This is a genomic window from Duncaniella dubosii, assembly GCF_004803915.1.
In the GTDB taxonomy this organism is placed as follows: Bacteria; Bacteroidota; Bacteroidia; order Bacteroidales; family Muribaculaceae; genus Duncaniella; species Duncaniella dubosii.
The window spans coordinates 250,181-263,326 of sequence record NZ_CP039396.1 but is presented as its reverse complement, the minus strand read 5'-3'; the positions used below and the strand labels follow the sequence as shown (position 1 = coordinate 263,326).

At 50.5% G+C, this 13,146-nt stretch carries 11 protein-coding genes and 1 pseudogene; 2 read left to right on the top strand and 10 right to left on the bottom strand.

Annotation, left to right across the window (positions count from 1 at the left end):
- The first annotated feature begins 40 nt into the window (after positions 1 to 40).
- A complete protein-coding gene (gene glyA, locus E7747_RS01070; RefSeq protein ID WP_136413525.1) occupies positions 41 to 1,321 on the top strand; it encodes a serine hydroxymethyltransferase in 1,281 nt (426 codons plus the stop codon).
- A gap of 146 nt (positions 1,322 to 1,467) precedes the next feature.
- On the opposite strand, the gene mscL is transcribed toward glyA, so the two are convergent.
- Complete coding sequence (gene mscL, locus E7747_RS01065; RefSeq protein WP_123613102.1) at positions 1,468 to 1,905, bottom strand: large-conductance mechanosensitive channel protein MscL; 438 nt, start codon at positions 1,903 to 1,905, stop codon at positions 1,468 to 1,470.
- Between the two features lie 359 nt (positions 1,906 to 2,264).
- On the opposite strand from mscL, the pseudogene gap reads away from it, so the two are divergent.
- Positions 2,265 to 3,274: pseudogene (gap, locus tag E7747_RS01060) on the top strand (type I glyceraldehyde-3-phosphate dehydrogenase).
- Between the two features lie 91 nt (positions 3,275 to 3,365).
- Here gap and E7747_RS01055 read toward each other — a convergent pair.
- From E7747_RS01055 to gmd, 9 genes are all read right to left on the bottom strand, one after another.
- Positions 3,366 to 4,751, bottom strand: a complete 1,386-nt coding sequence (locus E7747_RS01055; protein WP_136413523.1) for an alanine/glycine:cation symporter family protein — start codon at positions 4,749 to 4,751, stop codon at positions 3,366 to 3,368.
- On the bottom strand, positions 4,745 to 6,037 hold the full coding sequence (locus E7747_RS16745; RefSeq protein ID WP_175578476.1) for a TPM domain-containing protein: 1,293 nt from the start codon (positions 6,035 to 6,037) through the stop codon (positions 4,745 to 4,747). Before E7747_RS16745 ends, E7747_RS01055 begins: the two co-directional genes overlap by 7 nt.
- 31 nt (positions 6,038 to 6,068) lie before the next feature.
- The gene (gene dgt, locus E7747_RS01045) at positions 6,069 to 7,406 is read right to left on the bottom strand and encodes a dGTP triphosphohydrolase (RefSeq protein ID WP_136417004.1); all 1,338 of its coding nucleotides are present in this window, start codon (positions 7,404 to 7,406) and stop codon (positions 6,069 to 6,071) included.
- Positions 7,407 to 7,517: 111 nt separating this feature from the next.
- Positions 7,518 to 8,345: a GLPGLI family protein gene (locus E7747_RS01040; RefSeq protein ID WP_136413521.1), complete on the bottom strand. Its 828-nt coding sequence runs from the start codon at positions 8,343 to 8,345 to the stop codon at positions 7,518 to 7,520.
- A gap of 118 nt (positions 8,346 to 8,463) precedes the next feature.
- Positions 8,464 to 9,462, bottom strand: coding sequence for a class II fructose-bisphosphate aldolase (locus E7747_RS01035; RefSeq protein ID WP_123613107.1), 999 nt, complete (start codon positions 9,460 to 9,462; stop codon positions 8,464 to 8,466).
- Between the two features lie 118 nt (positions 9,463 to 9,580).
- Positions 9,581 to 10,138 (bottom strand): NUDIX hydrolase, encoded by a 558-nt coding sequence (locus tag E7747_RS01030; protein ID WP_123613108.1) that lies wholly within the window; start codon positions 10,136 to 10,138, stop codon positions 9,581 to 9,583.
- Between the two features lie 41 nt (positions 10,139 to 10,179).
- Positions 10,180 to 10,578 carry an FKBP-type peptidyl-prolyl cis-trans isomerase gene (locus E7747_RS01025; RefSeq protein ID WP_123613109.1) on the bottom strand — a complete coding sequence of 133 codons (399 nt, stop codon included), beginning with the start codon at positions 10,576 to 10,578 and terminating at the stop codon, positions 10,180 to 10,182.
- Between the two features lie 325 nt (positions 10,579 to 10,903).
- Positions 10,904 to 11,845 (bottom strand): GDP-L-fucose synthase family protein, encoded by a 942-nt coding sequence (locus E7747_RS01020; protein WP_136413519.1) that lies wholly within the window; start codon positions 11,843 to 11,845, stop codon positions 10,904 to 10,906.
- A 180-nt stretch (positions 11,846 to 12,025) separates the two neighbouring features.
- The gene (gene gmd, locus E7747_RS01015; RefSeq protein ID WP_136417003.1) at positions 12,026 to 13,120 is read right to left on the bottom strand and encodes a GDP-mannose 4,6-dehydratase; all 1,095 of its coding nucleotides are present in this window, start codon (positions 13,118 to 13,120) and stop codon (positions 12,026 to 12,028) included.
- Positions 13,121 to 13,146: the final 26 nt, after the last annotated feature.

The window sequence follows — 13,146 nt, the reverse complement described above, 5'->3', positions numbered from 1 at the left end:
AATGAATAAACTCATCACACATATAATATATTTATAAGGTATGAAAGAAGACAACGTTATCTTCGACATCATTGAGCGCGAGCATCAGCGCCAGAAAAAGGGAATCGAACTTATCGCTTCCGAAAACTTCGTAAGCGAGCAGGTGATGCGCGCTATGGGTTCGTGTCTCACAAACAAATATGCCGAAGGCTATCCCGGCCACCGTTACTATGGCGGTTGTGAGGTTGTTGACGAGGCCGAAAGCATCGCTATCGAGCGTCTGAAAGAACTTTTCGGCGCTAAATGGGCAAATGTGCAGCCCCATTCGGGTGCACAGGCCAACATGGCTGTGTTCATGGCCTGTCTTAATCCGGGCGACAAATTCCTCGGACTCAATCTGAGCCACGGCGGTCACCTTTCTCATGGTAGCCCTGTCAACTTCTCAGGTCTGATGTTCAATGCGCTCGAATACAACGTAGACCGCGAGACCGGTCGCGTGGACTATGAGCAGATGGAGGAAGTGGCACGTCGCGAACGTCCCCGTCTGATTATCGGTGGGGCGAGCGCCTATAGCCGCGAATGGGACTATGCACGCATGCGCCGTCTCGCCGACGAAATCGGTGCCATATTCATGGTAGACATGGCTCACCCCGCAGGTCTTATCGCCGCAGGTCTTCTTGACAACCCTGTGAAATATGCTCACATAGTTACCACGACTACCCACAAGACACTCCGTGGTCCGCGCGGTGGCGTGATCATGATGGGCGAGGATTTCGAGAATCCTTGGGGCAAGACCACACCGAAGGGTGTTGTCAAAATGATGTCTCAGTTGCTTGATTCAGCGGTGTTCCCCGGTGTGCAGGGTGGACCGCTCGAACATGTCATCGCAGCCAAGGCTGTCGCATTCGGCGAAGCTCTTCAACCCGAATTCCGTGAATATCAGCTTCAGGTGCAGAAGAATGCCGCTGTGCTTGCGCAGGCTCTCGCCGATATGGGCTACAATATCGTCTCCGGCGGTACTGACAACCACTGTATCCTCGTCGATCTTCGCACTAAGTTCCCCGAACTTACAGGTAAGGTTGCGGAGAAGGCTCTCGTTCTTGCCGACATCACTGCAAACAAGAATATGGTGCCGTTTGATTCGCGCAGCCCGTTCCAGACATCCGGTATCCGCCTCGGGACTCCTGCCATAACCACCCGTGGAGCTAAAGAGTCCCTCATGCTTGAAATCGCCGAGATGATCGACACGGTGCTCCGTAATCCTGAAAGCGCTGAAAACATCGCTGCGGTGCGTGCCAAGGTCAATGCTACCATGCAGCCCTATCCTATGTTCGCATACTGATACAACCATTGAACCGTCAATCAGGCATTATAGCGTCAGATTGCGCGTGTAACCAAAACAGACAGGAGACCCGCCAATTTATCGGGTCTCCTGTCTGTTTTGGCAATATATCAGAATGAAGACAAAATCCTCGGATATATCGTGGCTTATTTCGCCTCTTTTTCTTTAAGGATGTCGCGGATTTCAGTGAGGAGGGCTTCTTCCTTAGTCGGCTCGGGGGCGGCTTCAGGCTCGGGAGCGTCTTTTTCTTTGCGTTTCAGCTGATTGATGGCTTTTATTGCCACAAATATACAGAATGCCACGATGAGGAAATCAACAATCGTCTGGATCCATGTGCCCCAGTTCAATGTGACTTCCGGCTTGAGCACTTCTTTTGTCGCACCGTCAACCACGGCTTGCTGGATTACCCACTTATAGTCAGTAAAGTTCATGCCGCCTGTTGCGACCCCGACAAGAGGCATTATTATGTCGTCGACAAGCGACGAGATAATTTTTCCGAAAGCAGCACCGATGACAACGCCGACAGCCATGTCGATGACATTGCCGCGCATAGCGAATTCTTTAAATTCTTTGATGATAGACATATGGTATCGTTTGATGTTATTTGAAAATAGTTGTTTTGTTCGTGATAAAAAATTCCTATGCACATTAAACCATTATAAACGTGGAATTGTTTATATGACACAAAAATAGAGAAAAAATGACGTATTACCATTATCGGTGCGCTTTATTTAGCTTTTTTATACAAAATCGAGTAAAAAACGCCAATTTTATTTCGATGGATAACAGTTGAAATCCAAAAAAAAGTGCTACCTTTGTAGCGCTTTTGAGAGGGTGGCAGCAAGGGCGCGTGGCATGCGTCCTGCTCTTCGGAATCTCTCCCTCATGATTTCAACATTTTCAATAGGAATTTTAGATTTAACAACCCAATTTTTATAAAACTATGACAAAAATAGGTATTAATGGATTTGGCCGCATCGGTCGGTTCGTGTTCCGTGCTTCAACCAAGCGCGATGATATCGAGGTAGTAGCAATCAACGACCTTCTTCCCGTTGACTACATGGCTTACATGCTTAAGTATGACACCATGCACGGTCGTTTCGACGGAACAGTTGATTATGATCTCGAAAAGAGCCTCCTTATCGTAAATGGCAAGCCCATCCGCGTAACCGCATGCAAGAATCCCGCTGAAATCGGCTGGGGTGCTGTAGGTGCTGAATACGTTGTTGAGTCAACCGGTCTCTTCCTTACTAAGGAAAAAGCTCAGGCTCACATCGAAGCTGGTGCAAAATATGTAGTTATGTCTGCTCCTTCTAAGGACGATACCCCCATGTTTGTTTGCGGTGTAAACCAGGACAGCTATGTGAAGGGAACTCAGTTCGTTTCTAACGCTTCTTGCACCACTAACTGTCTCGCTCCTATCACTAAGGTGCTCAATGACAAGTTTGGCGTTGTTGAAGGTCTCATGACTACTGTTCACTCTACAACTGCAACTCAGAAGACTGTTGACGGTCCCTCAATGAAGGACTGGCGCGGTGGCCGTGCAGCTTCAGGCAACATCATTCCTTCTTCTACCGGTGCTGCTAAGGCTGTAGGTAAAGTTATCCCCGAACTCAACGGTAAGCTTACCGGTATGTCAATGCGTGTCCCACTCTCGATGTATCTGTTGTTGACCTCACTGTAAATCTTGCGAAGCCGACTTCTTACGAAGAAATCTGCGCTGCCATGAAGGAAGCTGCTGAAGGCGAACTCAAGGGTATCCTCGGCTACACTGAAGATGCAGTCGTTTCAAGCGACTTCCTTGGTTGCCCCCTCACTTCTATCTTCGACGCTAAGGCTGGTATCCAGCTTACTCCTACCTTCGTTAAGGTCGTTTCTTGGTATGACAACGAAATCGGCTACTCTAACAAGGTGCTCGATCTTATCGCTCACATGAAGAAGGTAAACGGCTAATCAATTCCGAAGAAACAATATCTTCTTAAATAACTGATGTCACCCTTCCCGATTGATTTTCGGGAAGGGTGATTTTTTGTATGTGAATAAATTATCTGGCGGAAGAATCAAATTTTTCTACTTCCTCGCGGACTTCTTTGCGGAGGAGCAGGATTGTAATCATAGTCGGGAAAGCCATGAGTGCATAGAACAGATCGCAGAAGCCGATGGCGACACCCAGCGGCATGACTGCAAAGATAACTAAAGTGGCAATGAAGAACCACGTATAGAATTTTGCTTTGCGCTCGCCAAAAAGATAGGCTGCACAACGGTTGCCATAGAAACTGTAGCTGAACATTGACGACAACGAGAAGCAAAGGACTATGACCATTAGAAGATATTCGCCCATCGGGATTGCGTTGCCGAACGCTTTCATGGCTACGTCGAGTCCCTTTACCCCTTCGACAGTTCCTATGTCGCCACATAGAAGCAGGGCGATGGCCGTAAGTGTACACACGAGGCCGGAATCAATGCTTGGACCGAGCATTGCGATGAGTCCTTCACGCACCGGCGAATTGTTGGCTGACGCACCGTGCATGATGGTTGCCGTTCCGACTCCTGCATCGTTTACGAGAGCTGCCCGTCTCGCGCCGATGATGGCTATGCCGACAAGTGCACCCCAGCCAGCCCGCAGATTGAATGCTTCACTAAAGATGCTCTTGAATACCACAGGGACTTCCGAAATATTTGTGACGATTATATAAAGCACGAGGATGAAGTAGAGTCCCACCATAAACGGTACTAGCCATTGGGCTACGCGGGCTATGCGTCTGATTCCGCCGATGACTACGAGCGTCACCGTAAGGGCTATGCAGATTCCTATCAGAAGCCGGAAAGCACTTTCATGACTCCATCCGAGGGTCGACGACAGGCTGGCGACCAATGTGTTTCCACGTAGCCATTCAGGGGTGGTAAAAGCGCTGACCATTGCCTCTGTGAGCTGGTTGGCGTTCATGATGCAAAGAGTGCCGAGCATTCCGGCTATGGCAAATGTGACGGCAAGCCAGTGCCATCGGGGGCCGAGCCCTCGGTCGATTATATACATTGTGCCACCTGTGCTGCGGCCGTCGGCAAGAATATGTTTGTGGCGTGTGGTAAGCACTCCTTCATGGAATTTGGTCGACATGCCGACAAGAGCGCTGACCCACATCCAGAATATTGCTCCCGGTCCACCCATTACTAATGCTATGGCCACGCCTGCAATATTGCCCATTCCTACGGTGGCGGCGACCACTGACGCGAGGGCCTGTACGGAGGAAATCTGAGTACCTGAGTCGCGCGACTGCTTGCTGCGCAGTTCATGGAATGCGGCCGGTAGTTTACGTAATGAGACCATTCCCGAGTAGAAAAACAGGAAAAATCCGCCTCCGATTAGAAGTATGAAAAGTGGATAGCCGCACAGGAAGTCGGCTAACGATGTGATGAATGTGCTTACCATCGTCCTCCGGCTCCGCCGCCTCCTGTCATACCGCCTCCGAATGAGCCTCCTGAGAATCCGCCGCCACCGCCGCTGCGTCCGCCCAGTGCGCTTCCGAGGATTGCACCAGCGGCGACTGCTGCCGCCGGATCTGGTTTCTTGGGGATGCGGAAACGTTTGTTGTGCTGGTTTCCGCAATTTTTACAGATATATATGTCAACGCCTTCACCTTCGGTGTTGACGGTCGGCTGGCGTAGTGTCCGGCGGTCGACGAGCGACATGGCGCGCGCTCCGCAACGCTCGCATTGAGTATAGTTTGTTGTACGGTTTATGTAGGGGAGCACTTCGGTCTGGTGGCATTTCGGACAATGCCACACGTCGTAGTCAATTGAGTTGATGCGTTCTTCCGTATCCTGCGCTGGTGTCAGGTAGTCGTTGTCGTGTTCTTCATCAATGAGTTCCATTCGTGTCCCGCAATGGGTGCAATTGCGTTTATGACGTCTGACACGTTTCATTTTTGTTATTAATATCAGATAGGCCGGTAGGCCGATTCCAAGCGTGAGGAATGAACCGAACAGGGTTAGTGTCTTATATTGGTCGAGAGTGCGGTAGCGCTGCACATCGTCGAGTTTTTTTGTCGAATATATTGAATAGATTACGAGCAGCAAGAGACCTGCTCCGATTACAGTGGCGAATCCAAAGTAGAGATTGAAGAGTTCCGAACCTGAAATATCATCGTCAGTGCCTCGGCGCGAGTCATTGGCATATTTTGATTTTAGTTCGTCGGCGACTGCCGGGTCGCTCAGTGCTTTGATGATAGTGCTTACTCCTGCGACAGTTCCCTCGTCGAACTTTCCCTCGCGGTATAGGGGGAACATTGTGTTGCGGATTATTCGTCCGGCAACGATGTCGGGGAGTGTGCCTTCGACCCCGTAGCCGGTGCGTATGATGGCTGCATGGTCGTCACGCGACAGCAGGACGAGGACTCCGTTGTCCTTGTCCTTTTTACCGATTTTCCATTTCTCGAACAGTTTTGTCGCGAATTCTTCGGGTGTCATTGACGGGTCGACCTGATCGACGGCTACCACCACGAGTTCAGCCGAGGTATTGGCCCATAGAGCGCCGATTTGGGCGTTCAGGTTGCTTACGGCTGCACTCGAAAGTATGCCTGATGGATTTGAGACATATTGTGTGCGGTCAGCCACATGAACGTTGGGTACTTCATCGACTGTTATCGCTGCAAGGGGAATCACTGTCGTGAAGAAGAGGACAAGCAGAAGTGTCAGACGTGAATTGAGATATTTCATGCTGGGAATAGGATATGCGGATATCGAAAAATTAGTTGTTGATTTTCAGGCTCATTGCGTTCAGGCTTCTGTAGAGTCCGAGAGCATAGACATCTGTCATGCCTGAAATGTGGTCGAGCACGGCCTGTATTTTGCCGTAGAGTGTCGGAGAGTTGATTTCATATTGCTGCGGTACTTTTGCAAGCAACAGCCGGGAGTAGTTTAGGTCTGGGTTGCGGACTGCTTTTACGAGTTCGTGGATAAGAAACGAGATGATTCTTGTTCCGGCCAGTTCGATATCGACAACATCGCCGGAACAATATATTTTTTTCCACGATAATGCCTCACAGTCCCGGTAGCCTTGACGCTCAAGCTGTGAGATATGGTCGAGCAGTGAGCCGCGGAATTCGCCGTGCATTATCTCTTCTTCATGAGAAACGAACGCTTCGGCGCATCGGTTGACGAGAGTTCCGATTATACATGAGCGGAGATAGGCTATTTTTTCGTTGGGGTCGTCGACTCCTGCCATGATACGTTCGATATGTGTGCGGCGCGCTTCATCGAAATATCCAAGGAATAGGGGAATTACCTCTTCGGTAGAGAGTATCTTTAGTTTGTGTGCATCCTCGATGTCCATGATTTCATAGCAAATGTCGTCGGCTGCCTCGACGATATATACAAGTGGATGGCGCGCGTAGCGCAATTGTCCCTCTGCTTCTTTCAGAGGGAGCATTCCGAGCTCGTCGGCCACTTTCATGAAGTCGGCCTGTTCGGATGTGAAGAATCCGAATTTGCCGTGACTGCCAGCAAGCGATGAGTCAAAAGGATATTTGACAATGGAGGCGAGGGTGGAGTATGTCATGGCGAAACCTCCGGGACGGCGACCGTTAAAGCTGTGGGTAAGCAGACGGAATGCGTTGGCATTGCCTTCAAAATGTGTGAGGTCGCTCCATTGTCGTGGGGTGAGTTCGCTTTCCAGCTCTCGGCCTTCGCCTTCACTGAAGTAGGTGGCGATAGCCTTTTCGCCCGAATGTCCGAACGGCGGGTTGCCGAGGTCGTGGGCGAGACATGCGGCTGCGACGATTTCTCCGATAGAGTCGAGTTTGCCGACCCACGGTTCTGAGGCATATTTCTTTCGTAGTTCAGAGGCTATCTCAGCAGCCAACGACCGACCGACACATGCTACTTCAATGCTGTGGGTGAGACGGTTGTGTACAAAGATGCTGCCCGGGAGTGGGAATACCTGAGTTTTATTCTGGAGTCTGCGGAAAGGGGACGAGAAGACAAGACGGTCGAAATCACGCTGGAAGTCGCTCCTCGACCCTCGTTTTGGATCGTGGTAGTGTTCAAGCCCGAAGCGCTTGTCGTTAATAAGCCTGTCCCATGACATTCGGTGCATAATGGTAGTGTATAATAGTCTGTTATATTCTATAACGCGAAATTAATGAAAAATGATGACAAGCTTTGAATATGGCAGCCTAAAAATCATTAAGAGCATATATCACCGATAGTCGGTTTCGATATAATCGACAATATCTGTGGGCAGGTAATTTTGATAGGTTACGTTTTGATAGACAATTATGTTCGTCCCTGATTGTGACCTGATGTTACGCGAGGGGTTGTCAAGACATGATCTGCGTAAATTCCAGAAATCCTTGCGTCTGATATCTTCCCATTTATCGCGCCCGTAGACATTTGTCACAGGATTATTCGAGTGCCTGATGTCGCCGGCGATGAAACTGTATTGTCCACCCTCACAGTTGGCCTCAAGGATTAATCCCGGAAGTCCCCTGAGTTTCCACGGCCCATCGTTGACAGGTATGTCAGGGGTGAACCATACAGTCCATTTTCTTCCGTATAAATCAGCGGAAGCCTTGGTGCATTCATATCCGAGGATTGTCCGGCAAGAGTCTTCTATCGTCCATAGTGGTTCAGGCAAGGATTCCTTTACATGGAATTTCGTACCGTTGGCTATGTCGTATGTATGGAGTTCGTTGTCAGATAAAAACTTGGTTACGTAGAAAGATCCGTCAGCTCTCGGTATTTTGTCCTGTTCTCTTTTTTGCCATAATTCTCTTTTAAGTGTATTGAACATCTCGAAACCTTCAGGGGTTGATTCAATCGAATCGATATATTCTGTGTTGGGCGAATAGAACTTTGATTTATGGCCGTCGGTATGTAGGATATATCTGTTTGTCACATCTGGCTCTGCACTTCTCATTGTCTGGACGGGATGCATGTAAGTATATCCAACCTCGAGTGTTCCGGTTTGCGCATACAGGCTGGATGATATGATAAATGTCGAAAGAAGTAAAATCAGCTTACGCATTATATTGCAGATTTGTTGGTCGCGAGTATGGTGGTCTTGATAAATGATTGTTAGTAAAATCGCCCGGCATTGTCGGGAATGCCGGGCGATTGTGCGTGTATGATACAGCGGGGACTGATTATTCAGCCTTGCCGTTTGAGCCGAGGACGGCAACGATTTTGTGCTTGTAGAGTTTTTCCATTTCGTCGCGGGCCGGCCCGAGGTATTTGCGGGGATCGAATTCGGCAAGCTTGGTAGCGAGTACCTTGCGGACTGCAGCTGTCATTGCGAGACGGCTGTCAGAGTCGATATTAATCTTGCAGACTGCGCTCTTGGCTGCCTTGCGGAGTTCTTCTTCGGGGATACCGATTGCGTCGGGGAGCTTGCCGCCGTATTCGTTGATTTCTTCAACGTATTCCTGAGGAACGGAGCTTGATCCGTGGAGTACGATGGGGAAACCGGGGAGTTTTTCCATAACGGCATCGAGTACGTTGAATGCCAATGGGGGCGGTACGAGACGACCGTTGGCATCGCGGGTGCACTGTTCGGGCTTGAACTTGTAAGCACCGTGTGATGTGCCGATTGAGATTGCGAGTGAGTCAACTCCTGTACGGGTAGCGAAGTCGATAACTTCTTCGGGGTCGGTATAGGTGTGGTGGTCGGAAGAAACTTCGTCTTCAACGCCGGCGAGTACACCAAGCTCACCTTCGACAGTCACGTCATACTGATGTGCGTAGTCGCATACTTTCTTTGTGAGGGCAACGTTTTCCTCGTAGGGGAGGTGAGAGCCGTCGATCATCACTGACGAGAAGCCGTGTTCGATGCAGTCCTTGCAGAGTTCGAAGCTGTCACCGTGGTCGAGGTGAAGTACAATCTGCGGGTGTTCCCAGCCGAGGCTCTTGGCATATTCTACAGCTCCCTGAGCCATGTAGCGGAGAAGAAGGGGATTTGCATAGTTGCGTGCACCTTTGGAAACCTGAAGGATAACGGGTGATTTTTCCTCGGCAGCAGCCTTGATGATTGCCTGAAGCTGCTCCATGTTGTTGAAGTTGAAAGCGGGAATCGCATAACCACCCTTGATGGCCTTGGCAAACATTTCCTTGGTGTTTACGAGACCTAATTCCTTGTAACTTGTCATTTTTAGTTAAGAGGTTTAATTAATAATGTAATTAGAATTGTTTGGCACAAAGATAAGAAAAATTTTACAGCCGTAGTCATCATTGCTGAAAAATTTCGTTAATTAGGCTTTGATTTTGTTATAAGATATTATCTTGACTTATGATTTGGCTTTGACTGTCAGTTGTTTCGGTTTTTTCGATGAAAAGGCGCTGATATTCGCTTTCAAAGTTGGGTGTGAAGACATTTTTGCCAATGTTGGCTCGAATTTCGTCATGTGTCCAGAAATGGCCTCCGTCAAGTTCGTCGGAAGGGATAGGAATCGTGTCGACGGTCGTTTTGAAGGCGTTGACAAACTCGCGTTCGCGCGTGGATTCAAAAATATAGCTTGTTATAAATTCAGGCTGAAAGTTTTCGATGCCAAGTTCCTCGCGGGCTTCACGACGGAGTGCCGACATGGTATCTTCTCCGAAATCAATGTGTCCGCCCACAGCGGTGTCCCATTTCCCCGGTTGTATATCTTTCCATTCTGGTCGTTTTTGGAGAAAAAGAGCCCCTTCGCGATTAAAAACGTGAAGGTGGACTACGGGATGAAGCAGTTTGCTTCCGTCATGGCAGCGTCCGCGTGTGGCAGAACCGATTGTCTTTCCTGTTTCATCGACGAGTGGGAAAAGTTCAGAGGCGTTATCTTGTGGCATTTCTTTTATGTTATGATATGTGGTGGTAGTTCAGATACGGATTATGAGATTCCGAGAAGTTCGATTTCAAAAATCAGTGTCGAGCCGCCGGGTATTCCGGGCTGGTTTAATTTACCGTATGCCTGTTCGGCCGGGATGTATATTTCCCATTTGTCGCCGACGTGCATTTGTTGGAGGGCAATAATCCATCCGGGTATCAGTTCGCGCAGACGGAAAGCCGGTGCGACACCTCCACGGCTGTTGTCAAAGGTTTTGCCGTTGATTGTTTTGCCTGTATAGTGTGCCACGACGACACTGCTGCGGTTTGGGCTCGGTCCGTCAGTGCGTCCTCGTTTGATTACTTTATAAAATATTCCTTTGTCGAGCGGATGAACTCCGTCTTCGTGTGATTTGGCCTCAAGCCAAGCTTTGTTTTTCTGAATATATTCCGGTTTTGCCATATAATTCCTGTCTTGTTTTTGTTTGGATGTTAAGCATATGCAAAAGTAGTTAATTTTGACAGAACGGTCAAACTGCGTTTATAATGAGTTTCAGGCTGAGTGGAATGATACGATGCCTACATGCCGGCTTATGGATGTGATAGTACCTATAATAATATTTGATAGTACCTATAATATAATAATAAAGGTGGAAAGATTTGGAATATTAAAGTGAGAGTTATGAATAAGGGATAAAAAATTCGTCCCATCCGCTTCCGAACAATCGGTGTTGGATGAGACGAATTGTAATCTGTATTATCTGTTAGTTGATGTCTGATGGAAGAGGTCAGCGCTCGGCGCGCATCGGGTTGTTGAGGAAGTCTTCGTAGGCGAGGCGGATGCCTTCGGCGAGAGGGGTCGAGGCGGTCCAGCCGAGGCGGGTGGCCTTGCTCACGTCGAGGAGCTTGCGGGGTGTGCCGTTGGGCTTGGTGGTGTCCCATTCGATGCGGCCTTCGTAGCCGACGGTCGACGCGACAAGCTCCGCCAGCTCGCGTATGGTGAGCTCCTTGCCCGTGCCGGCGTTGACGGTCTCGTTGCCGGAGTAGCTGTTCATGAGGAACACGCAAAGCTCGGCGAGGTCGTCGACATAGAGGAACTCGCGCAGCGGCGAGCCGTCGCCCCAGCATGTCACGACTGGCTCGCCCGCGAGTTTCGCTTCATGGAAACGGCGGATGAGCGCGGGGAGGACGTGGGAGTGCGTGGGGTGGTAGTTGTCGTTCGGGCCGTAGAGGTTGGTGGGCATGACGGAGATGTAGTCCGTGCCGTACTGCCGGTTGAGGAACTCGCAGTACTTCAGTCCGGAGATCTTTGCGAGCGCATACGCCTCGTTGGTTTTCTCCAGCTCTGAGGTGAGTAGGCATGACTCGGGCATGGGCTGCGGGGCCATGCGGGGGTAGATGCACGACGAGCCGAGGAATTCGAGTTTTTTGCATCCGTTCCGCCATGCGGCGTGAATGACGTTCATCTCGAGCATCATGTTGTCGTACATGAAGTCGGCGAGAGCCGATGAGTTCGCCTCGATGCCCCCTACCTTGGCGGCGGCGAGGAACACGTAGTCGGGCTTCTCTGTGGCGAAGAAGTCGTTGACCGCCTGCTGGCTGATGAGGTCGAGTTCGGCGTGGGTGCGTGTTATGATGTTGGTGTATCCCTGTCGCCGCAGCTCGCGGACGATGGCCGAACCGACCATGCCACGGTGACCCGCAACGTAGATCTTGGAATTTTTTTCCATTTTGTCTGGTTTGAATATTTATGTGGGTAAGGTACAGAAATTCAGAAGTAACACGAATAACAGATTATTTTAATGATAATTCATAGAGGGCTTGTTCCAATCCTTCCATATTCAGGAATTAACCCCTCCAATATTTATGTTATTTATGAATTTCTGTACCCCTCAATTTCAGCGTAGGCTTTACTTCACGATTCCTTTCTCGAGGTATTCGGCGAGGTTGAGTTTCACCTGTTCACCTGCTCGCTCGACGGCGACCTTGGCCATGTCGGCGTCGACCATGAGGTTGACGAGCTGCTCGAAAGATGTCTTCTTCGACGGGTCCCAGCCGAGTTTCTGCTTCGCCTTCGTGGGGTCGCCCCAGAGGTTGACCACGTCGGTCGGGCGGTAGAAGTCGGGCGACACCTCGATGAGCACCTTGCCGGTCTTCACGTCGATGCCCTTCTCGTTCTCGCCCTCGCCCTCGAAGCGCAGCTCGATGCCGGCACGGCGGAAAGCGAGCTGGCAGAACTCGCGGACGGAGTGCTGCTCACCGGTGGCGATCACGTAGTCCTCGGGCTCGGGCTGCTGGAGGATGAGCCACATGCACTCCACGTAGTCGCGTGCGTAGCCCCAGTCGCGGAGCGACGAGAGGTTGCCGAGGCAGAGCTTCTCCTGCTTGCCCTGAGCGATGCGTGCGGCGGCGAGGGTTATCTTGCGGGTGACGAATGTCTCGCCGCGGCGCTCGGACTCGTGGTTGAAGAGGATTCCGGAGCAGCAGTACATGCCGTATGCCTCGCGGTATTCCTTCACGATCCAGAAACCGTAGAGCTTTGCGACGGCGTATGGCGAATAGGGGTGGAAGGGTGTCTTTTCGTTCTGGGGCACTTCCTCGACCTTGCCGTAGAGCTCAGAGGTCGATGCCTGATAGATGCGGCAGGTCGCGGCGAGTCCGCAGAGGCGTACGGCCTCAAGGATGCGGAGGACGCCTGTCGCGTCGACGTCGGCTGTGAACTCGGGGGAGTCGAACGACACCTGCACGTGGCTCTGTGCGGCGAGGTTGTAGATCTCGTCGGGTCGCACCTTTGAGACGACCTGCATGATCGACATCGAGTCGCCGAGGTCCGCGTAGTGGAGGTGGAAGTTGGGGTGTCCCTCGAGGTGGGCGATGCGCTCGCGGAAGTCTACCGACGAGCGGCGGATCGTGCCGTGCACGTCATAGCCTTTTTCGAGAAGAAACTCGGCCAGAAACGAACCATCCTGACCGGTGATGCCTGTGATTAATGCGGTTTTCAGAATTGTTATATAATAGAAACTCAATATTT